This window comes from Methylophilus sp. Leaf408 (assembly GCF_916856905.1).
Classification (GTDB): Bacteria; Pseudomonadota; Gammaproteobacteria; order Burkholderiales; family Methylophilaceae; genus Methylophilus.
The window spans coordinates 1,920,842-1,943,662 of the sequence record NZ_CAKASK010000001.1; the positions used below are offsets into that span (position 1 = coordinate 1,920,842).

The following is a 22,821-nucleotide window of genomic DNA, read 5'->3' on the forward strand; positions in this document are numbered from 1 at the left end:
CGCGCCCTGTATGCTGAATCCAGACCTGGTTAATTTCAGGTTGGTTGAAGTTAAAGAATGCAGCACTCACTCTTCGATTGTAACCAAGCTAAGCATTAATTTTGCCTGGATTCCGGCCTTCGCCGGAATGACGAACCGCTGCGGATGATGATTTGTTAACAATAATGATTTGATATGGCAACTGTAACCAAAGCTCGTTACACTTAAACCATCCAGCACATGGTGACGCCATCACTTCCGCCATGTCGCGAAACCAAGCGGGCTATACCTCAGCAAACCCCGCCTGACATAAAAATATAGAAGAGGATTTTCATGAGCGCGTTGAAGATTGTATTGTTAAGCATACTATTGCTTTCAAATAAGGCTGGGGCCGAACCCGCACCTGCAACAGCTGCTGTCACGGTACAATCATTCTCGCCCCAAGGTGAAATCAAAGCTGTACGCCAAGTGAGCGCACGCTTCTCAGAACCTATGGTGGCCTTTGGTGACCCCAGACTTGAATCGCCTTTTGACATCAGTTGCCCGGCAACCGGCAACGGCCACTGGGCCGATGCACGCAACTGGGTCTACGATTTTGACGATGACTTGCCCGCGGGACTGAAGTGTACTTTCACACCAAAATCATCAAGCAAAAGCCTGAATGGCGTGGCGCTTGATCGTAAGTCGTTCAGCTTCAACACCGGCGGTCCGGCCATTCAGCTTTCCCATCCTTACGAAGGTAATGAGTCCATTGATGAAGAGCAGGTATTCCTGTTGGGGCTGGACGCGCCGGTCAATCTTGAATCAGTGAAACAGCACGCCGCTTGCAGTATTAATGGCGTGGGTGACCGTATTCCGTTAAGGATTATCGAAGGCAGCCAGCGCGAAAAAATCCTGGCCGAGCAGGCTAGCCGTGCCAGTAATTTTTTTCTGGTCATCACCAAAAAAGCTAAACAAGGCATCGTTGAAGTCAAAGATAACCGCTTGAAAAACGCAACTGTGGTCGTGGCACAATGTGACCGCAAGTTACCGGCCGGCAGCAAGGTGACTTTATGGTGGGACAAAGGCGTCACCTCAACCTCGGGCATTGCCACTTCACAGGCCCAGTCACTGCAATTTGCCGTGCGCGAGGCATTTAAAGTCAGTGTCAATTGCACGCGCACCAACCCGAAAGCGGGCTGCGTGCCGGTGCTGCCAATTACGGTGCAATTCAGCGCGCCGGTAGAACGCGATGTTGCCAGTAAGTTATTGCTTAAGACTGCCGATGGCAAGCAAATAGCACCGGTGATTGCCAAGAATGACACCGGTAAAACCGTGGAGTCGGTGTCTTTCCGCGGGCCATTTACCGAAAAAAGCAGCATCAGCCTATCACTGCCTTATGGCTTCAAGGATGACGCTGATCGCTCACCCGTGAACAGTGCGTCTTTCCCGCTGAAACTGAATATTGATGAAGACCCGCCACTAATCAAATTCCCGTCGCGCTTTGGTATTCTCGAGCAACATGCACAACCTGCCCTGCCCGTCAGCGTGCGGAATGTGGAGGCAACATTGACCGGCGTGCAAGTGCAACCTGGTGCATCCACGACCAGTAAAGGCGTTGTCGGCAGGCTGGCACTGGACGATGACGCCACGCTGGCCGAATGGTTTTTCCGCGTCACCCGCCACCCTTACGATAACAAGTTAGATCAACAGTTTTCGCGCGAGCATGATCGTTACCCACGCGAAGGCGAAATCCCGCTATTAATGGGGTCAGCCAGGGATTCACGTTTTAACACCAGCCCACTGCAACTGCCGCGTGCGCATGGTGATAAAACCTTTGAGTTGATAGGCGTGCCACTGAAAAAGCCTGGTTTTTATGTAGTGGAATTCGCCAGTGACCGCCTGGGTGCTACCCTGCATGGCGAGCAAAAGCCCTACTATGTATCTTCCAGTGCGCTAGTGACCAATATGGCAGTGCATCTGAAACAGGGTCGTGAATCTTCCCTGGTCTGGGTCACACGTTTGGATAATGCACAACCGGTCGCCAATGCTGCAGTTCGGGTTTCCACCTGTGAAGGTCGCACCTTGTGGGAAGGCAAAACAGATGGCAAGGGCATGGCTCATATTGAAGAAACGCTGCCTGACGGCTATTACAACCGCTGCTCGGGTTTGCTGGCAACAGCGCGCAAGGATGATGATATGTCCTTCGTGTTTTCATCCTGGGACGATGGCATCAGCCCTTGGCAATTCAACCTTGGCGGCGGCTCTTCCGGCACCCCGCTGATCGCGCATACGGTATTTGACCGGCCGCTGTTCCGCGCCGGTGAAAAAGTGTCAATGAAACACTTCATCCGCGTACGTACCGGCAAAGGCTTTAATCTTGCAGACAAACAGCCAGATACTATTTCAATCGTGCATGAGGGTAGCGGCGAGAAATACGATGTACCGGTGAAGTGGTCCAATGCTGCCGGCATCTCGACCTGGGAAATCCCTAAGGAAGCAAAGTTGGGTACTTACTCTGTGTCGTTAATGGCAGGGCAGTTCATGCTCACCTCGGGCGCGTTCCGCGTGGAGCAGTACCGGGTGCCGCTGATGAAAGCAGTGCTGAAGCCGCCTGTGCAACCATTGATTAACGGCAATCAACTGGCGATTGATGCCCAGCTGAATTATTTGGCGGGAGGCGCCGCTGCCGGCGCGCCGGTCAAATTCCGCAGCCGACTGGTGCGTTACCCGTTGCAATACACCCAGTTTGAAGATTTCAGTTTTGGCGGGCGCATTCCAAAAGAGGGCATAGAGGCTGTACAACCCTATTCCTATGATCCGGAAATGGAGGAAGAGGGTGAAAGCGATGCAGGTGATGAATCTACCCAGGTAAAAGGCTACCCGGCGAAAACGGTCAATCTGTCGCTGGATGGCAATGGCGGTGCCAGGGTCACGTTCGACAAATTACCCAGGGTGCAGGAATCGCATGCGCTTGAGGTGGAGATGGAATACACAGACCCTAACGGACAGATTTTGAATGCGGCCACCCAGGCCATCATCCTGCCTGCGGCATTATCGCTAGGCATGAAAATAGAAGGCTTTTTTGCCACCAAGGAACGGCTGGCGTTCAAAGTACTGGCGCTGGATGCGGCCGGCAAACCTTGGGCAGGCCGCAAAGTGAATATCGAAGCATATACGCGTAAAACTTATGCTTACCGCAAGCGCATGCTGGGCGGGTTTTATGCCTATGAGCAAACCGCTGAAGTGAAGCAGGCAGGCAATGTTTGCAGTGGCAATACTGATAAACGCGGCATGCTGGTTTGCGATGGCCCGGCGCCGGAATCCGGCGAAATCATACTTGTCGCCACCGCCCAGGATAAACAGGGCAATATTGCCATCGCCAGCAATGAAGTGTACGTGGCAGACGACAATGCCTGGTTTGACGCCTCGCAAAGTGACCGCATAGATTTGTTGGCGGATAAGCGCGCCTATGAACCTGGCGAAACGGCCCGCTTTGAAGTGCGCATGCCCTTCCGCAAAGCAACTGCCCTGGTGACAGTCGAGCGCGAAGGCATCCTCGACTCTTTCGTAGTACCTGTCAGTGCCAGTTCCCCATTCATCAAGGTGCCGATTGCCAGCAATTACGGCCCGAACGCCTATGTATCGGTGATGGTGGTGCGTGGCCGCATAGACCCCGAAGTGTCGGGCCAGTTTTCATGGCTGAAACGCATGGTTTACCGCATAGGCATGTTCTTCTGGCTGGTCAAGAAAATGCCGGTTGAGATAGATACGCGCCCCACTGCACTGGTGGATTTAACCAAGCCGGCGTTCAAGCTGGGCATGACACAAATACGCGTTGGCTGGCAGGCCTATAGCCTGAAAGTCAACGTCGAAGCCGACCGCCAGGCTTACCATGTGCGCGATAAAGCACGCGTGAAACTGACGGTGACAGACCCATCCGGAAAACCTGCTGCCAATGCTGAAGTGGCATTGGCAGCAGTGGATGAAGGCCTGCTGCAACTAGCAAAACCGCAGTCGTGGAATGTGCTGGAAGCGATGATGGAACGGCGGCCAATTGAAGTACGTACGTCTACCGCGCAATCACAGGTGATAGGCAAACGCCATTTTGGCAAAAAAGCCGTGGCACCTGGCGGCGGTGGTGGCCAGGGCGCCAATGCACGTGAGTTGTTTGATACCTTGCTGTTATGGAAACCCAGCCTGAAACTGGATAAGCATGGCCAGGCAGTGGTGGATGTGCCCTTGAATGACTCTTTAACCTCATTCCGGATTGCGGCGATTGCCCACGCCGGGGCGATGCGTTTTGGTACGGCATCGACACTGATCCGCAGCGGCCAGGAAGTGATGCTGTTCTCGGGCTTGCCGCCGTTTGTACGTGAAGGCGACCAGTTCAATGCCATGGTCACTGTGCGTAATGGTGCCGAGCGGCCATTGACCCTGGATGTGGCGGTAGCGGATGACATCAGCAAAACCCCGCACACCCAGCGCGTAACGCTGAAACAGGGCCTGGGCGCTACTTTATCTTTCCCGGCGACTGTTCCGTTAAATGCAACTCGTCTTAACTGGGCTATCAGTGCCAGGGAAGTGGTCACCGGCAACAATCAAAAACCCGCGCAAGACCTGCTGAAAATTTCACAGCAAGTCGGTGCCGCGTACCCGGTGCGGGTATACCAGCAAACCTTGCAGCAATTAAATTCAGGACAACAATCAAACCCAGAAGGGCAAACGAATGCACCATGGACCTTCTCCGTCCAGCAACCGGCCGGTGCGATTGCAGGACGCGGCGGTATCGATGTCCAGCTGACGCGCTCACTGGCTGGCAACCAGGGCGCACTACGCGAGTGGATGAGCAAATATCCCTATGTTTGCCTGGAGCAACGCGCTTCTGTCGCGGTCACGCTGGAAAGCGAAGGCGGCTGGAACCAGGTGATGAACAGCCTGCCTGCGCACTTGGATCAGGATGGCCTCGCCAGGTATTTTGCCATCGACTGGTTGCAGGGTGACGATACGCTGACCAGCTACCTGCTGCATATCGCTGATGAAGCGCATTACACGATTCCGGAGGGTCCGCGTGAGCGCATGTTGAAAGGCCTGGAAGACTTTGTCGCCGGCCGTATCCACCGCTATGGCAGTTTGCAAACAGCTGATTTAACGCTGCGTAAACTGGCCGCGATTGATGCACTAGCCAGGTATGAGCGCGCCCGCCCGGCCATGCTGGAACCACTGGAAATCAGTCCCAACCTGTGGCCAAGCTCGGGCGTGATTGACTGGCTATCCGTGTTGCAAAAGCTGCCAGAAATTCCCGAACATGACGAAAAACTGAAACAGGCACGCCAGGTCTTGCAATCGCGGCTGACATTCTCAGGCACCACCATGAATTTCTCTACCGAGAAACAGGATTACCTGTGGTGGCTAATGGTGTCGCCCGACCTGAATGCAGTACGTGCACTGCGCCTGCTGGCAGAAGACCCGGAGATGGAAGCGGCTGACATAGGCCGTCTGGCGCGTGGTGCACTATCGCGCCAGGTCAACGGCCACTGGAGCACTACTGTTGCCAATGCCTGGGGCGCGACCGCTTTGCGTTACTTCCAGGCACATTTTGAGAAAGCACCGGTAGCTGGCAGCACGCAAGTCAAACTGGGCGATCAAGCGCAGTCACTCAATTGGTCTGGCGCAAAAACGGCCTCAGAAGAAACCGGGCATCATGACTCGGTAAAAGGCACGCCTATGGGCGCCGGATTAGCCACGCATTTTGCCTGGCCAAAAAATGCCACACCACTATCTATCCAGCACTTGGGCAATGGCAATCCATGGGCATTTGTGACTTCCAAAGCCGCATTGCCGCTGGATAAACCATTATTTTCCGGCTATAAACTCAAACGCACAGTGACTGCAATTGAACAAAAAAACGGTGGTCTGTGGCAACGTGGGGATACCTACCGCGTGCAACTGGAAATTGATGCGCAGACCGATATGACCTGGGTAGTGGTGAATGACCCGGTACCGGCGGGAGCGACTATTTTAGGTAGCGGCCTTGGCGGCGATTCCAGCCTGTTGGCAGCCGGGGAAAAGAAACAAGGCTGGCAACTTCCTGCGTTTGAAGAACGCGCATTTGATGGCTTCCGCGCTTATTATTCATATGTGCCTAAAGGCAAGTTCAGCATCGAATACACCGTGCGGTTGAACAACGCTGGCCGCTTTGCCATGCCAGCCAGCCGTGTGGAGGCCATGTATGCGCCGGAGATATTTGCCGAACTGCCTGTCGCTGCCATAGAAGTAAAACCTGGCTCCTAATGAGCATGTTAGGCAAAGGAATCAAGCCCAGTTGAGGAAAGAACTGCAGTGACACGTAAACGCATCGTGCTCGCAACAATGTCCATCTTGGTGATTGTTGCGAGTGCCTGGGTGTTTCTTGCGCCTGTGCCATCATTTGAACAAGCCAGGTCTGCTACCCATAGTTCTGAAGCGGTTTTGCTGGATAGGGACGGCCAGGTTTTGCAACGCCTGCGCCTGGATAAACAACGCCGTATGCTGGCATGGGTTCCCTTGCAGGAAATTTCTCGCACACTGCAACAGGCTGTATTAGTCGCCGAAGACAAACGGTTTTACAGTCACTCAGGCGTAGATTTGATGGCGGCCGGTTCAGCCGTACTGGACAACCTGCATCGCTCGCGTGCCCGGGGTGCAAGTACCATCAGCATGCAATTAGCCAAGCTGTTAAATGCTCCAGCTGACGGTTCTTCGCAAAACAGCTGGCTGTCTAAGCTCAACCAGATACGGTATGCACTGGCGCTGGAATTGCACTGGAGCAAACCGCAAATCCTGGAAGCCTACCTGAATCGCGTCACGTTTCGCGGTGAGCTGGTCGGAGTAGATGCTGCGGCAAGAGGTTTGTTGGCTAAAGGTCCGAATGGACTGGATAACATAGATGCAGCTATCCTGGCATCACTCATCAAATCGCCGGGAGCCTCCCGCAGCCGGCTGGCGAAGCGTGCCTGTGCAACGCTGCAGACCATGCCGTTTTTCACCGGCAACAAATCCAGGCCGGATAGCTGCATGCAAGTGACCTTGCGCACAGCATTGTTGCCGTCACGACCGTTTCCAATCGCGGGTATGGACGATGCACCGCATCTGGCGCGACATTTATTAAACAAAAATGGCGAACAGTTGAAGAGCAGTATCGATGCCAGTGTTCAGCGTTTTGCTCGCAATACCCTGCGCACTCACCTGTCACAACTGTCAGACCAGAATGTGGAAGATGGCGCGGTGGTGGTGCTCGATAACCTGAGTGGCGAAGTGCTCGCCTATGTCGGTTCCAGCGGTGATTTATCCGGCGCATCAGAAGTTGATGGCGTGGCTGCTTTGCGTCAGCCCGGCTCCACCCTTAAACCGTTTTTGTATGCGCTGGCGATGGACCAGGGATGGCTGAATGCCAGTTCGGTACTGGACGATTCCCCATTGGCACTGACCACCCCTTCCGGGCTGTATATCCCGCAAGATTATGACCGGCATTTCCAGGGCGCCATCAGTGTGCGCACGGCACTGGGTGCGTCGTTGAATGTACCCGCGATCCGCACGCTGACGCTGGTCGGCGTTGATCCTTTTCTGGATAAACTCAGGAATCTGGGCCTTAACAGCCTGACCCATGATGCAGATCATTACGGCTTTGGCCTGGCACTCGGTGGGGCAGAGACCACGCTGCTGCAATTGACTAACGCTTATCGCGCATTAGCCAATGGCGGTCTATGGCAGGCGGTCAGTTTTATACCTGCCAGCGCATCTACAGTAGAAGGTGAATCCAGGCAGGTGTTCAGCCCACAAGCCAGCTTTATGATCGGCGATATATTGTCGGATCCCGGCGCACGCACCATCACTTTCGGGCTATCCAGCCCGCTCTCAACCCGCACCTGGGCAGCGGTGAAGACCGGCACCAGCAAGGCTATGCGCGATAACTGGGCGATTGGTTATACCAACCGTTACACAGTAGGGGTCTGGGTAGGTAATTTTTCCGGTGCGCCCATGTGGGATGTGTCCGGCATCACTGGTGCGGCGCCGGTGTGGCGTGATATCGTTGAATACCTTCACCAAAAACAACATAGCCAGCAACCGACGCCTCCAGATGGCCTTTTGCATCAGCAAGTGCGTTATCAACCACCGATTGAGTCACCGCGGCAAGAGTGGGTGATCGCACACAATCGGGCAGCGCAAACTGTTCCCAATCAACTCATCAGTATCAATGTTACCCCGGCATCAGCCATGCTGATTGCGCCGCCAGACTCCGCTATCATCGCCCCTGATCCGGATATCCCGCAGCAACGTCAGGCACTGCTGCTGCAATCCGGAGGCACGGGTAAATCCTGCATGTTCTTGGACAATCGCCCGGTAGCTGCCTGTGGTAAAAGCAAAGTCGTGTTGCCATTGCCTTTACCAGGTAAGCATCAGCTGACATTGAAAGATACCAGTGGCAAATTACTGGATACGCATCATTTTGAAGTGCGGGCGTTAAATTTACCGATTCAGGCTAAAGGTAATCGTAAATAGGCATTTCTTTAGATACCTCAGCATTTGATTTCGCCTCCAGGCAAAAAGCGAAAAGGAACCGTTAATTCATTCAAAGACATACCGATTAGAATTTCAACAAGCATGACACTTTTTCTCTGTTGTAACTCAGCTAGACATTCACCTGACCCAGATTTTAGATCATCCACATCCAGAACCATTCTGTACAATGTGTTATCAAACTAGCTGCAAGCAAGGAGCACTTATGTTTAAATTAAAAAAATGGCTATGGACACAATGGCAAAATTTGCGAGGTACAGACCGCGCTTATGCCAGATACCTGAGCCATTTCCATCGCTACCAGGCGCAAGCTGCCGATAATGAACTGCAGCAATCTTTAAATCTTAAACCAATGAGTCGCCAGGCATTCGAGCAGGCCTGGCAAAAGAAAACGCTGAAGCCGACTGGAAAATCGTGTGGTTGCAAACCTGGCGGTTCTTGCTAGCGACAAGAATCAATAAAAAATTTCATAAAAAAAGCCGCATATCAATGCGGCTTTTTTATTATCCAGTTATAAAGCATGACTTAAAAAAGGGAATCCATATGCGATTTAAAGTAACGCGTCGCACACAAGCCTAAAGGGGTGTGATGCTTTGCAGGTGACATCCAGTCCACAAGGAAATTCATCAGTGTTTCTTCATTGTCGATACTGTGCACGTAACGCTCAAAAGACAGCTGGTCCTGGTTAAAATCCGTCTCAGGCAATTTTTTACCGATACGGTTACCGGAATGGAAGTCATACACATTGCCATAACGGCTGTTTTTTGCATCTTCCTGCGCTTTGGACTGGCGTTCAACCATGCGCCATGGCCTACCTAAACGGGCCAGCATAGGCATACTTTCCAATGCATCTCCGGCAATCCAGTCATAAATTACTTGCTGTTCATAAGGTGTAAACACGCCAAACATGGCCGCTTTTTCACCAGCAATGACTTTCCAGAAAGGGCTTTGTTCAGGGTCCTGGTGGCGTTTGATCCAGCCTGTTTTTTCCATTTCGTATAAAAACATGGCGACCTGTTCATTATCCTGCAACCATTCATTTACAGTCTTGCCGCCGATCACACAGCGGTCAGAATGCATGAATTGTCCTATGTTGGCTTTGCTTTGCAGAACCCTTACCACTTCGCCTTGCAGGTCGAAATGCCTAATGATATCCAGCGTACTCAAACCAACGTCATTTAACTTTACGCCAGCAATTACGCGTTGCATAAATTCGCGTGAGTTACTAAACATTGGCATAGCTTCTTCAACCGCATCAATCGCTGAACGCGCATGACCAGATTGCGCATTATCAATAGTGGTGTGCAGCGTGAAATAATACGGATCTATATTGAGTTCTTTCAACTCGTAGGCAGTAATCAGCAGGTGCAGCGGTAGTTGCTCGTAGCCAAGATTAAAACCTATCACCTCCGGCAAATGGCTGTCAGTGTGTGCGGATAACGCTAATTGAATTGCACCTTGGGTGAAAAACTGGTCATCTAGCGTTTTCCAGTCTTCGCATCCATTGAGTTTTAATAGTTTGCGGTAAAGCACTACGTGGTTCATGGCTTCGACACCATCACCAAGCTCTTCGAGATAAATTTTGATCAGTGATGCTAGCCGCGGGTCTTGCCAATGACGCATCAAGCCAAATAACCATGCGCCATCTACCAGTTTGGTAGGTGCCACGGCTTTCAGGAAAAACAATGCATGGGACTTGCTGCCGAAATACCACCTGGGTTGACCAGCTTTTCGCGCTGCCAGGTATTCACGGTATTGACGGCCTACGATTTCATTATGTTCAGTCAGCCAGTGATCCAGCTCTTGAATACTGGCAGGCATGCTGGTGGCATGGCTGTCAGTTTCTTTTAACTTTTCAACCAGTAATTCTGCACTGTTTGCTTTGGTTGCTGCTGAATGATTAGATTCCAGCAAAGAGAAATAGACTGATTTGGAAGTCCAGTGATTAACAGCCTTGCTTGGCTGGCTCACCGCTCCCTGAGGTCTTTTTATTTCTCTTTCAATTTCAATACGCACACCAGACATAGTTACCGCCTCTGATTCATGAAGTTGGTAAGTTACGCATTTAGTGTCAAATTCCCTATCAGACAATCATGGAGATACATGTAGGAATACGCTTATTAAAACAATTGCGGAGTTCTGTTAAGCTGCCATTACAACTCATCAAAGCATTGCAAAGGTGTACAAAGTGATCAAGCAAGTCGATAATCCACCAGCCCAGGATACACTGGGCTACGATCCTCTAGAAAAGCTGCTGCGGGCTTTATATGAACGCGGTTACCGATTTGTCACGGTGACCCCGACCACGCATAGACTGGTAAATGAGCGCCCGGAAAATGCCTGGGCAAAAACTTTGCAGGATATTTTTGGCTGGAATCGTCCCTTCACGCAAGCAAGTATAGATGCTGATATTTTTGAGCTCATGCATGCTGCCGCCGTGCTGCGTGCGGTAGATGATGGCTGGCAATCCCTGGTGCGCGTTTCCAGTGTCGCGGATAAATTATTTGTCCATTCCGGCTTTCCAACCGAGGCACAAGACGCCGTGTTTTTTGGCCCGGATACCTATCGTTATATTAATGCCATGTATCACTCACTGGCGACACTGCAAGGTAAGGTTCAACGTTGTGTGGATATTGGTACCGGGTCTGGAGTAGCAGCGATTTTGCTGGCTGAAGCTTTACCATATGCAGAAATTTACGGTGTGGATATCAATGAAAAAGCGCTGGCTTTTTCAACGACCAACGCCAAGGCGAACAGCATTGCCAATGTCTATTTTCAATATAGTAATCTGCTGAATGATGTGCAAGGCGAGTTTGATGTGATTATTGCCAACCCGCCTTATCTGGTAGACCCATCTGCCAGGGCATATCGCCATGGCAACGGGCCATTAGGTGCGCAGTTATCGCTGGATATTGTCGATGCTGCCCTGACCAGACTTTCTCCCGGCGGCACGCTCATGCTGTATACCGGTGTCGCAATCGTCGAAGGGCACGACCCGTTTCTGGAAGAAGTAAAACAGAAGACCAAAGAAGCTGGTTGCACCTATCAATATTCAGAAATAGACCCGGATATTTTCAGTGAAGAACTCGCTACCGATGCCTATGCGCGGGCAGACAGAATTGCCGCCGTCTGGTTACTGGTCAGCCGGCCTACCATTGAGGCCGATAACTTGCTGCAACTCATCAGCACAGTAGCTGAACCGTAAGCCAGCACTTACTTTGCAATGGATGCCGGGGTTGCAACAGTCGGCATCTTGTTCAACGTCAGCCATAGCAAATGTACCCGGCAATCAAACTCATATTGCATGTAATTGGGTTCCATATGCTGGCACAATTGATAAAACGCTTTGTCGTGATCACGTTCTTTCAGGTGCGCAAGTTCGTGCACGACGATCATGGTCAGAAATTCAACCGGGGTGGATTTGAAAAACGCTGAAATGCGGATTTCTTTTTTGGCTTTAAGTTTGCCGCCCTGCACCCGCGAAATAGCAGTATTTAATCCTAGCGTCTGTTTTTCTACGGTGAGTCGATTATCAAAATAGACCTTGTCTAACAACGGTGCATTTTTTAAATAGCGCTGCTTAAAATCGTTGCAGAAGTCATACAGCGCCTTATCGCTTTGAATAGCATGTGCCTGCGGATAGCGCTTGCTTAGGTAATCACCCAATTTGCCTTGGTCATGCAATTGCGCAATCTGCACATGTAACTGCGCGGGATACCCGGGTAAATATTGCTGGATTAACTGCAAAGACATGCAGCTATTTTAGTGCACCAGCCCAATATTGGAAAATCAGACGGATTTAAGCAATGCAACAAGTTGGGAATCAGATACGGTGAAACTCCCACGCCAGCGATTGCTTAACAGAATCACCTAGGCAACCAAATCCTGTTTTAACTCATGTTCAGCCAGGTATGCAGGAATATGTTCCGCTGCCATAGGCTTGGAATAGAAATATCCTTGTACCAGCTGGCAACCCATCTGCTGCAAAAACTGCACCTGGCTACCGGTTTCAGCCCCCTCGGCAACGCACTCTACCTGCATGCCCTGGCACAAGGCCAGAATTGAACGCACAATGGTTTGGCTAGTGGTGTTGGTTTCAATATCCTTGATAAAACTACGGTCGATTTTGAGCTTGTCCAGCGGCAGGTTTTGCACATGGCTCAGGCTGGAATAACCGGTGCCGAAATCATCCAGGGCAATCCGCGCACCCGCCTGGCGTAGCAGTTCGATATTATCTTTGGCGGTGGCAAAGTCCTGCAACAGCGCCGTTTCGGTCACTTCAAAAACAAAACGTGAAGGATGCAAACGGCTCTGCGCTACCATGTAAATCAGCTCTTCAATCACCGCTTTATTGGTCACGTCATATGCTGACAAATTGAAAGAGAGGCGAATGTGTGCCGGCCATTCTGCCATCACGATAATAGACTTGTGGAACATCAACCGCGTGAGGTCAGAAATTACCCCTAAACTTTCTGCCACACCAATAAACACCGCTGGTGGCACAATGCCTAAAGTTGGACTATTCCACCGTGCCAGGCTTTCAAATGAGCTTATCTCGCCAGTGCCTACATTGATGATAGGTTGAAACACCGGGAACAGCTCTGCCTCCATATCCGCCACACGCAATGCCTGGTCTACCTTGTGCAAATGCTGTCGCTCTTCCTCCAGTGTCTTCGAGTAAATCTCCATATTGCCGCGGCCAGTGCGTTTCATGTGATAAAGCGCAAAATCCGCATGTTCATACAGTTCTTGCGCAGTATCTTTGGTATTGGAAAACACGCAGGCACCAATTGAAGCCTTGATGTTGATGAGAATGCCGTCGACATTCATAGGTTGAGAGATGATACGATTAATCTCTTTGCCTATCTGCTTTAAAATCGAATTCTGCGCATCCGTGACTATCTCGAATGCAAACTCATCGCCACCCAAACGGTAAAACTGCACACCGGCGATCTTTACACGTGCCAGGCGCTCGCCTACTTCCCTCAAGACCAGGTCGCCAGTATGGTGTCCGTATACATCATTCACTGGCTTAAAATTATCCAGGTCTATAATGCCGACCGCAAAGGGTTCTGCGGTTTTTTTGGCACGTGCGAGTTGCTGTTCTACATGCAGGAAAAACTGGCGGCGGTTCGGCAATTGCGTTAACGCATCCAGATTTGCCAGACGCCGGTTTTCTTCCAGCAAAGTATGGGTTTCGTAAGTGGCATTAATGAGCCGGTCAAACACGTTGTTGCTGGCCCGCATGGCGAATAGCATGCCTATCTCAAACACCAGCACCAGCCCGGCCAGCACATACGGTTGTTGAAAATTTCCCATGAAAATGCATACCAGCGCAGCAGAAATTAGCAGGAAATTATAGATGAAAGCCGCAATCCCAATCTTACTGAGGATAAATGCAAAACACAGGCCGAACAGTGTGATATAGATAACGAGGAAATAATGCCCGAAGCTATCGGTATGGTTGAACAAATACAAACTGCGGAAAAATGTGATGGTGCCGGAAATGATCAGTACTACCGATGCCGCGCGCAAGCGCCAGCGAACTTTTTCTATGCCAGGGTTATCTTCGCGGTGCCAGAACCAGTACATAAACAACATGGCGGCAAAGGTCATGCGTATCAGCGGCAAGGCAATAGATACGCGCCAGTCAACGCCATCCCGCAAAGCAATAATCTGGATAGCCGTCGCACTTAAGCCGGCAAATATGACGACGGGCACATCAGCCATCAGGCTGTGATACCTGGCCAGCAAAAGCTCAGAACTCGTTGTTTTAGAAAAAGGCATGTTTTAATTCACTTCTGATTGACTGATATTAATTGCTGTCAATTTGTTTTAATCTTTTGGAAATAGACACATTTTCCACTCTATTCTCAATTGTCAGCTTCATAAAAAGTGCATCAAAACCAATTGGCGACGGGCTGTCACTCTCTTTAAATAGTTATCACATCAAAAATTCAGTCACCGCCAGCTGGACAAATCAACATAAGGGAAAAGATTCCGTATGGTAAGCTAGTCCTACAAAAATTGAGCTTTTCGTGAACAGTTTTTTAATAAAATGATTATTAAATCCATTCCAGCTGACTAAATGGTGAATTTACTAGTATTTGCTAAGCCGCTATTGGATCAGATCGCTTACTCTTAGCAGAGACGGTTAATCGTTCGCTATAGAGCAATTTTGTTCGACTTCCATTGCATTGATTGAAAAAGAAAAAGCCGGGGAATCCCGGCTTTTGTCATTGTAAATTCTTAGACTTCATTTAAATCGTTGCTGAATACCCTCTATGCCTGACAGGTCTTGCGATAGGCAAAGGCGCTTCTTCAAACTCATTCTGGTAAACCTTGATTAGCTCATCGCCATGCTTCAAAGTCAGTTCAAATCTAGTCACATCTGATGAGGTCAAAGTCTCCGTGCACTCCATTGATTTGTAAGTCAAAGAGAGATAAATATCTGGCTCAATCTGCAATTCGAAGCATTGACCATAAGCAGCGCCACAACTGACGTCAGTCTGGCTGAATCCCAGTACCCGCGCATTGCGGCAGGCAATAAACCAATAGCGCTCTTTGCAAGCCTGGTCTATCGAAACCCTTAACTCTTCAAACACTTCATTCGCAAATTCAATTGATGTCAGCATAATTCTTTAACCTGTCCACAACTTTATTAGTTTAAATTTTCGGCTATTTTAGTGGCGCAGCCGATTTTTGATTGCAGGCTTGCGGCTGATTCTCAAGTAAGACTTTTCTGACAGAGTCCGCTGACAGAAATATCAGAATCAGACTTCTTTTGACACCTTTATAGATTGTATAGATTCTCCTACATTATCCGCGCGTGAATAATTCACATGCGGCTCAACTAACGATTTATTAACGGAGTTATCTTCATGTCGTCTGCCAGCCTGCAACCCTCCTTCGATCCATTGCCCGGAATGGGCGCTATTCCACATGCGCACGGGGTGGCATTTCGCGTATGGGCGCCTAATGCAGACAAGGTCTCTGTTATCGGCACTTTTAATGACTGGCAAGCGGAGACGGATGACTGCGTGCATGAAGAAAATGGCTACTGGTATGCCGATCTTTCCCATGCCAAGCCAGGTGATGAATACAAGTTTCATATCGTCAATGGTGAACAGCAACTGCAACGTATAGACCCTTACGCCAAAATCGTTACCAACTCGGTAGGTAGCGGCGTGATTCCTGCGCTGGATTTGTTCGAGCCGCCAAAAAACCATTTTCAGATGCCCGCCTGGAACGACCTGGTCATTTATGAAATGCATATCGGCACGTTTAATACAGAAGAAGGGAAGGTGGGCACGTTTGACAGTGCCATTGAACGCCTGCCGCACCTGAAAGCATTGGGGATCAATGCGGTCGAGCTGATGCCAATTGCTGAGTTTGCCGGTGATTATTCCTGGGGTTATAACCCTGCGCATCCTTATGCTATTGAAAGTGCTTACGGCGGTGCGGACGGCTTCAAGCGTTTTTTAACCGCCGCTCATGAAGCGGGCATCGCCGTGATTGTAGATGTGGTGTACAACCATTTTGGCCCATCCGACATCAGCTTGTGGCAGTTTGATGGCTGGAGCGAAAACGATAAGGGCGGCATTTATTTTTATAATGACTGGCGTTCCACTACGCCTTGGGGCGATACGCGCCCGGATTATGGCCGTGGCGAAGTGCGCCAGTATATTTTTGATAACGCCATGATGTGGCTGGGTGACTACCATGCCGATGGTCTGCGTTATGACATGACGCTGTATATCCGCAGCGTAGAAGCCGATGCGCAGGATCTGATTGCCGAAGGCTTCAGCCTGCTGCAATGGATCAACAGTGAAGTGCAAATTCGCCACCCGGGCAAAATCACCATTGCCGAAGACCTGCAAAATAGCGCGGAGCTCACCTTGGCTAAAGAGCATGGCGGCGCTAACTTCAGCAGCCAATGGGATGCCGGGTTTGTGCACCCGATCCGAGAGGCATTGATAGAAGGCGATGATGCCCATCGTTCTATGCATGCCGTGCGCGACGCCCTGCTGAATCAGTACAATCATGATGCATTCCAGCGTGTGATCTACACCGAATCACATGATGAAGTTGCCAACGGCAAACAACGTCTGGTTTCTGAAATTGACCCTAGCGATCGTCCGAACAGATATGCCATCAAACGCTCAACCCTGGGCGCCGCACTAGTCCTGACTGCGCCAGGCATTCCCATGCTGCTTCAAGGCCAGGAATTCCTGCGTGATCAATGGTTCCGTGATGACAGACCCATCGACTGGCAACGCGCAGAAGAGTACGCCGACATTACCACCCTGTACCGCGACCTAATCAATCTTCGCCTGAACCGCGCCGGGCATTCCGCTGGTTTAAGCGGGCAACATACGTCGGTTTACCATGTGAATGACAACGACAAACTGATCGCCATGCATCGTTCAAAAGAAGGTGGCGCTGGTGATGACGTAGTCGTCGTGTTCAACTTCGCCGAAGGCCGCAAGGAAAACTATGTCATCGGCCTGCCGCAAGGTGGTGAATGGAAGCTGCGTTTCAACAGCGACGCCACGCTCTATAATGAAGAGATGGATGAAACCCCTTCAGGTGACATCAGTGCCAACGAAGAAGGCAAGGACGGTTTAGGCTACTCAGCGCCAATCACCATTGGCGCCTATACATGCCTGATTTATTCGCAGGATAAATAAGCAGACGCCTCTAAAATCTCACACTCGTTGTTAATCAAAAAAGCCGCAATTCGCGGCTTTTTTGTTACTGATGCAACGACTGACTGCAATGTTACTGACTCGCCAGCCCGGCTCAGATATGTCGTTTCTGCATTTCGTGCTACCTAACAACTCAACCCTGAATCACCGTAGCGAGCTACGAAGCGTTAGCTCATTTGCGTAAAATTACCAATCCACCTGTTGATCCTCAAACTTTGTGAGCAATCAATGACTCTTACCTATACGTAAATGAATGGTTGAGGAGACACATCATGACCACAGCGTTAAAAGAAGCCAAACTGGAAGCGCATTTAGATGCGGTGGAAAAACACAAAGCATTACTTGAAAAGTTACATTTAAATGGCAACCAGCATCTGGATGAAGTAAATAGCTCGTTGCAAGAATTGACCCTGACATTGGAAGAGTATTTGAAGATTATCGGCATTCCGTAAAGCAGGTTACTTTGCCGGTTTTGCTTTTTCCCGGGCTTTGGTGGGATTCAATTCGCCAGGCTCATCCGCGTGTGACCAATCCATTTCACGCAACCCGGATTCCAGGTCCAGCCGCCTTAACAACTTACGCGCATCAAACGGCGCTTTCACTTTGATATCATTATCAAAATAGCAATAGACATCGCGTGATTTGCGTTGCGTCGGAGCCTCTTCAGAAACCAGTTTCGCATCTTCCGGCTCGCTGCCTTTACTCCAGGCATCGATGCGCGCAGCCCAATGATCGAGTGCCTTATCGGTGTAACCACTGGCATACAGCTCTTCTGCGCCATGCAACCTTAAGTAAGTGAAATCGGCGGTGATATCTTGCTTATCCGGCCACTTGCCTGCCGTATCTGCAATCACCAGTGCCACGTTATATTTGCGCAGCAATGTTATAAATTCAGGAGCCTCGAAACTCTTGTTGCGGATTTCTACCGCATGACGCAACGCACGTTTTTGATCGGCTTTGATAAATTCACGATTGTGCATAGTGGCATCACGCTTTTCAGCCAGCTTGGCAGCAGCTTCTGTGTCATGCGGTAACTGCTTCAAAAAACTTTCGAACAGCGCTGCATCAAACCTGAAGCTCGGCGGAAACTGCCACAAGACAGGTCCCAGCTTTTCCTTGAGCGCCAGCAGGCCCGAGGCAAAAAAATTCGCCAAGGCTGTTTCAATATTTTCCAGCCGTAATATATGGGTAATGTAGCGCGTGGCTTTAATGCTGAATATAAAATCTGGTGGTGTTTGCTCATACCAGCTCAGGTAACTACTTGGCCGTTGCAAGGCATAAAAAGAGCCATTGAGCTCGATGGTTGGCAGCGCCTGCGAAGCAAACTCAAGCTCACGCTTTTGAATCAGGCCTTTAGGATAAAAGACCTGACGCCATGGCGGATAACGCCAGCCTGAGATACCAATCAAAATTTGCTTAGCCATCAAGGTTGGTATGTCGTCGCCAGTATTAAGTTCAACCGCTTGCGATTTGCGGGCCCGTTATCACTCAAAGAAAACCAGTAATTTTACTTACACCCTGACAAACATATCCTGATATCCGCATCTGTAAGCGATTGTCAGAAAAACAAATATGAATGGCAGAAGTTATCCCTGCTACAAGCGGATCATCTCGTTGTGGTAATTTTTAAAAAAATAGATAGAATTGGCATAAATATGTATATAGAACCACTGAGGTTCACCTCAGTCGCAGTCACGTTTGCCAGGATGGAGCAGCCATTGCTGAAGCAGCCGTTCTAGCAGCATTTGTCACGCAACCGGACACTTAATAACGTTAAGCAGTAAACAAGAACTTAGTCAGGAAATTGCAAAAAGCTTGTCCTGGTGCGACCACACTGCACCAGGGCTGCTCACCCGACAAATTTGTGACACCAAAGGGGGCTGTAGATGCATGATGACATCGGCGACATCGAGCGTGCCAATTTGCGCTTTCGCCAGGTAGTTGAAGCCGCGCCCACAGCCATGGTCATGGTCAACAAACGGGGCATCATCGAAATGGTGAATACCCAGACCGAACTCATTTTTGGCTATAGCCGTGACGAATTGCTGGGTCAGCTCATTGATATCCTGTTACCAGAACGCTTCCGCCACCAGCACCCGCAACACCGTGATTCCTTTTTTTCTGACCTCAGTCCGCGCGCCATGGGAACCGGCAGGGACCTGTTTGGCCGCCGCAAGGACGGCAGTGAGTTTCCCGTAGAGGTTGGTATCAATCCGATTGAAACCGATGATGGTGTCAAAGTCTTGTCAGCTATCACGGATATTTCTGCCCGCAAGCGCTTGGAAGAGCGTTTCCGCCAGGTAGTTGAAGCTGCACCCAATGCCATGGTCATGGTCAACAAGCGCGGCATCATTGAAATGGTCAATACCCAGGCCGAGACTATCTTTGGTTACAGCCGGGCGGGACTACTGGGCCAGCCCATCGACATCCTGCTGCCGGAGCGTTTCCGCCACCAGCATCCGCAACACCGGGATTCCTTTTTTTCTGAGCTGAGTCCACGCGCCATGGGAACTGGCCGCGATCTGTTTGCCCGCCGCAAGGATGGCAGTGAATTCCCTGTCGAAGTAGGCCTTAACCCGATTGAAACCGATAATGGCGTCAAAGTGCTTTCCGCCATTACCGACATTTCAGCCCGCGTCAAAGCCAGCATAAAACTCGCTGAGCACAGAGATGAACTTGAACGCAGCAATAAAGAACTGGCGACTTTTGCCTATGTTGCCTCGCATGACCTGAAGTCGCCGTTGCGTGGCATTTTCCAGATTTCGCACTGGATTGAAGAGGACCTCAACAACGGTCACACCGAGGCAATCCCACAGCATATGAACCTGCTGCGTGGCCGCCTGCGCAGGATGGAACGCCTGCTTGACGACTTGCTGGCCTATTCCCGGGCCGGCCGCCTCGAAGGCAGTGTCAGTCAGGTGGATCTCGGAAAATGGGCGCAAAATATTTTTGAGATGCAAACACCTCCGGAAGGCTTCACGCTGGAAATGGCTGCCGACCTGCCAACCTTCAACACACTGACCACACCACTGGAACAAGTCCTGCGGAACCTGTTCAGCAATGCAATCAAACATCATGATAAACCTGCAGGCCGGATAGAACTTAGCTGGCGGGTAGCCAGCAAGCATTACTATGAATTCAGCGTGGCTGACGATGGCCCGGGCATTTCGCCAGAGTACCAGGAGCGTGTATACATCATGTTTCAAACCTTGCGACCACGCGATGAAGTCGAAGGCAGCGGTATGGGGCTGGCGCTGGTAAAAAAGATAGTCGAAGCCTATGGCGGCAGCACCAGCATCGAGTCAGATGGTATTCGTGGCAGCGCTATCCGTTTTACCTGGCCAATCAACATTGAAGAGAGGCTGAACCGTGCAAATTCTGCCGAAGCAAAACTATAAAGAAGTCACCCTGCTGATTGTTGACGATGACGACATCGACGCTATCGCACTCGAGCGTGCCCTACGCAAAATGCGGCTACTCAACACCGTGCTGCGTGCACATGATGGTCGCGAAGCGCTGGATTTGTTACGTAGCGGCGCGGTCCCCCAACCTTATATTATCTTGCTCGACCTCAATATGCCGCGCATGAGTGGTCTTGAATTTTTAAAAATGCTGCGTACAGATCCGCAGCTGACACATGCCGTGGTATTTGTTCTGACCACATCGAAATCAGATGAAGACCTGGTGGCCGCCTATCGCAAACACGTGGCAGGCTACGTATTCAAGCAGCACATGGACCGTGACTTCATGGAGGTGATCGGGTTTATCGAGCATTACTGGCGGCTGGTTGAACTACCCGTCACAAAGGAGTAAAGATGCGATTGCTACTCGTGGATGACGATGAACTGGACCGGATGGCTGTCATCCGGGTTTTACAAAATCCCAGGCTAGTCAAAGACATTGTGCAGGCCAACAATGCTGTCAGGGCTCTCAAACTGTATGATGAACATACATTTGATATCGTCCTGCTGGATTACCGCCTGCCTGACATGGAGTGCCTGGATGTCTTAAGCAAGCTCACGCAGCACACTGAAAAACATGCTGCCGTGGTGATACTCACCGGCATGGAAGACAATGAGATCATAGAGAGAAACTGCATTTTCGCGGGCGCCCAGGATTTTTTGCTGAAAAAAGAACTTTCAGAACGCCACCTGACCAAGGCACTTCTGCATGCAAAGGCGCGGCACGAGCTCACCAGCAAGCTGATTGATACGCATAAGCGTCTCAAATACCTGGCGGAAAATGATCCCATGACCGGGTTATCCAACCGCTACTACTTTGAGGAACACCTGCGAGGCGCCATCCAGCGTGCTCAGCGCCTCAATTTCCAGCTCGGCCTGATCTACCTGGATATCGACAATTTCAAACTTATCAACGACAGTCAGGGTCATGACTCGGGAGACCAGTTACTCCAGCAGATTGCACAGCGTTTACTGACCGTGGTGCGTGAAGGTGATGTAGTCTGCCGCCTGGGGGGCGACGAGTTTGCCATTGTCGTGCTCGATCTGGATACCGAAACCTCGGTGGGCGCCCTTGCACAACGAGTGCTTGAGAGCATACGTGAACCGATTCCGCTGAACAATACTGAACACTTTGTCACCTGCAGCATAGGGATTGCAACCTATCCCAGGTGTGCCACTAACGCTGAGGATATGCAAAAACGGGCGGACCTGGCCATGTACCAGGTCAAGCGTGAAGGCCGCAACGGTTTTCATTTTTATAGCGAAGACCTGCAAGACCAGATCCTGCACCGGATCATGCTCGAGGGAGAGTTACGCTCCCAGCGTTTGCAAAACCAGCTGGTTCAACACTACCAACCGGTCATCAGTGCCAATACCTTCCAGGTATGCGGCGCCGAGATGCTGATGCGCTGGAAACATCCGGTTAAAGGACTGCTACCTCCCATCGAATTTATAGATACCGTTGAAGAACTCGGCTTCCTTGCCGCCATTGACACCCAGAACAGGCAACTGGCATGCCTGCAGCTTGCCGAATGGCGTAAACAAGGTCACGTCGATGACCAGTTTGTATTAGCGGTCAACGCCAGTGAGCAACTGTTGCAACGCGAAAGCATGTTCAGCGACATTCAACACGACCTGGCTGCCGCAGGCCTGAGTGGCGGCTGCCTGTCGATAGAAGTCACGGAAAGTGTACTTGTGTCAGACTTCGAGAAAACATCGGCCATCCTCAATAACCTCAAGTCCCTGGGCGTGAAGATCGCCCTCGACGATTTTGGTATCGGATACTCTTCCATGTCTTACCTCAAGCGCCTGCCCGCTTCCATCCTGAAAGTGGATCGCTCATTTGTGCAAAATGTACCGGAAAGCGAAGCTGACAGCCGTATACTGAAAGCCCTGATTGTCATGGCAAAAAGCCTGGATCTCGATGTGGTGGTAGAAGGCATAGAAACCGTCGCACAAGCCCGCCTCTGCCGTGAATTAGGGGCGGATATGCTGCAGGGCTATCTGTTTGCCAAAGCACTCTCGCCAGATGACTTTGTCGCATTTTTAAACGCACACGACCCCGTCAGGTATCGCACATTATCATCAAATGATTAAACACCCGCCAATCTGCACTGGCGGGTGTTTAGTGAATG

Annotated in this window: 14 protein-coding genes; 9 read left to right on the forward strand and 5 right to left on the reverse strand. The window is 50.6% G+C overall.

What is annotated here, in order from left to right; all coding sequences use genetic code 11:
- The first annotated feature begins 312 nt into the window (after nt 1-312).
- From LPA26_RS09070 to LPA26_RS09080, 3 genes are all read left to right on the forward strand, one after another.
- On the forward strand, nt 313-6,252 hold the full coding sequence (locus LPA26_RS09070; protein ID WP_229008053.1) for an alpha-2-macroglobulin: 5,940 nt from the start codon (nt 313-315) through the stop codon (nt 6,250-6,252).
- 48 nt (nt 6,253-6,300) lie between these two features.
- Nucleotides 6,301-8,499, forward strand: a complete 2,199-nt coding sequence (gene pbpC, locus LPA26_RS09075) for a penicillin-binding protein 1C (RefSeq protein ID WP_229008054.1) — start codon at nt 6,301-6,303, stop codon at nt 8,497-8,499.
- 223 nt (nt 8,500-8,722) lie between these two features.
- Nucleotides 8,723-8,962 (forward strand): hypothetical protein, encoded by a 240-nt coding sequence (locus tag LPA26_RS09080; RefSeq protein WP_229008055.1) that lies wholly within the window; start codon nt 8,723-8,725, stop codon nt 8,960-8,962.
- Nucleotides 8,963-9,042: 80 nt separating this feature from the next.
- Here the strand turns inward: LPA26_RS09080 and LPA26_RS09085 are convergent, their stop codons facing one another.
- On the reverse strand, nt 9,043-10,542 hold the full coding sequence (locus LPA26_RS09085; RefSeq protein WP_229008056.1) for an iron-containing redox enzyme family protein: 1,500 nt from the start codon (nt 10,540-10,542) through the stop codon (nt 9,043-9,045).
- A gap of 163 nt (nt 10,543-10,705) precedes the next feature.
- Between LPA26_RS09085 and LPA26_RS09090 the strand changes: the two genes are divergently transcribed.
- On the forward strand, nt 10,706-11,722 hold the full coding sequence (locus LPA26_RS09090) for a methyltransferase (protein ID WP_229008057.1): 1,017 nt from the start codon (nt 10,706-10,708) through the stop codon (nt 11,720-11,722).
- Between the two features lie 8 nt (nt 11,723-11,730).
- Here LPA26_RS09090 and LPA26_RS09095 read toward each other — a convergent pair whose 3' ends face one another.
- The 3 genes from LPA26_RS09095 to LPA26_RS09105 form a co-directional block, all read right to left on the reverse strand.
- Entirely contained in the window at nt 11,731-12,270 is a 540-nt protein-coding gene (locus tag LPA26_RS09095; RefSeq protein WP_229008058.1) for a YgjP-like metallopeptidase domain-containing protein, read from the reverse strand.
- 117 nt (nt 12,271-12,387) lie between these two features.
- Nucleotides 12,388-14,304: a bifunctional diguanylate cyclase/phosphodiesterase gene (locus LPA26_RS09100; RefSeq protein ID WP_229008059.1), complete on the reverse strand. Its 1,917-nt coding sequence runs from the start codon at nt 14,302-14,304 to the stop codon at nt 12,388-12,390.
- A 473-nt stretch (nt 14,305-14,777) separates the two neighbouring features.
- Nucleotides 14,778-15,152, reverse strand: a complete 375-nt coding sequence (locus LPA26_RS09105) for a hypothetical protein (protein ID WP_055830268.1) — start codon at nt 15,150-15,152, stop codon at nt 14,778-14,780.
- A gap of 246 nt (nt 15,153-15,398) precedes the next feature.
- Between LPA26_RS09105 and LPA26_RS09110 the strand changes: the two genes are divergently transcribed.
- On the forward strand, nt 15,399-17,207 hold the full coding sequence (locus tag LPA26_RS09110) for an alpha-amylase family glycosyl hydrolase (RefSeq protein WP_229008060.1): 1,809 nt from the start codon (nt 15,399-15,401) through the stop codon (nt 17,205-17,207).
- A 290-nt stretch (nt 17,208-17,497) separates the two neighbouring features.
- A complete protein-coding gene (locus LPA26_RS09115; protein WP_055830272.1) occupies nt 17,498-17,677 on the forward strand; it encodes a hypothetical protein in 180 nt (59 codons plus the stop codon).
- Between the two features lie 6 nt (nt 17,678-17,683).
- Here the strand turns inward: LPA26_RS09115 and LPA26_RS09120 are convergent, their stop codons facing one another.
- A complete protein-coding gene (locus tag LPA26_RS09120; RefSeq protein WP_229008061.1) occupies nt 17,684-18,649 on the reverse strand; it encodes a DUF72 domain-containing protein in 966 nt (321 codons plus the stop codon).
- 462 nt (nt 18,650-19,111) lie between these two features.
- On the opposite strand from LPA26_RS09120, the gene LPA26_RS09125 reads away from it, so the two are divergent.
- The 3 genes from LPA26_RS09125 to LPA26_RS09135 are packed head-to-tail and all read left to right on the forward strand — an operon-like array spanning nt 19,112 to nt 22,783.
- Nucleotides 19,112-20,623, forward strand: coding sequence for a PAS domain S-box protein (locus tag LPA26_RS09125; protein WP_229008062.1), 1,512 nt, complete (start codon nt 19,112-19,114; stop codon nt 20,621-20,623).
- Nucleotides 20,595-21,038 carry a response regulator gene (locus LPA26_RS09130; RefSeq protein ID WP_229008063.1) on the forward strand — a complete coding sequence of 148 codons (444 nt, stop codon included), beginning with the start codon at nt 20,595-20,597 and terminating at the stop codon, nt 21,036-21,038. Before LPA26_RS09125 ends, LPA26_RS09130 begins: the two co-directional genes overlap by 29 nt.
- Nucleotides 21,039-21,040: 2 nt before the next feature.
- Nucleotides 21,041-22,783 carry a bifunctional diguanylate cyclase/phosphodiesterase gene (locus tag LPA26_RS09135; RefSeq protein WP_229008064.1) on the forward strand — a complete coding sequence of 581 codons (1,743 nt, stop codon included), beginning with the start codon at nt 21,041-21,043 and terminating at the stop codon, nt 22,781-22,783.
- The last annotated feature ends 38 nt before the right edge of the window (nt 22,784-22,821 follow it).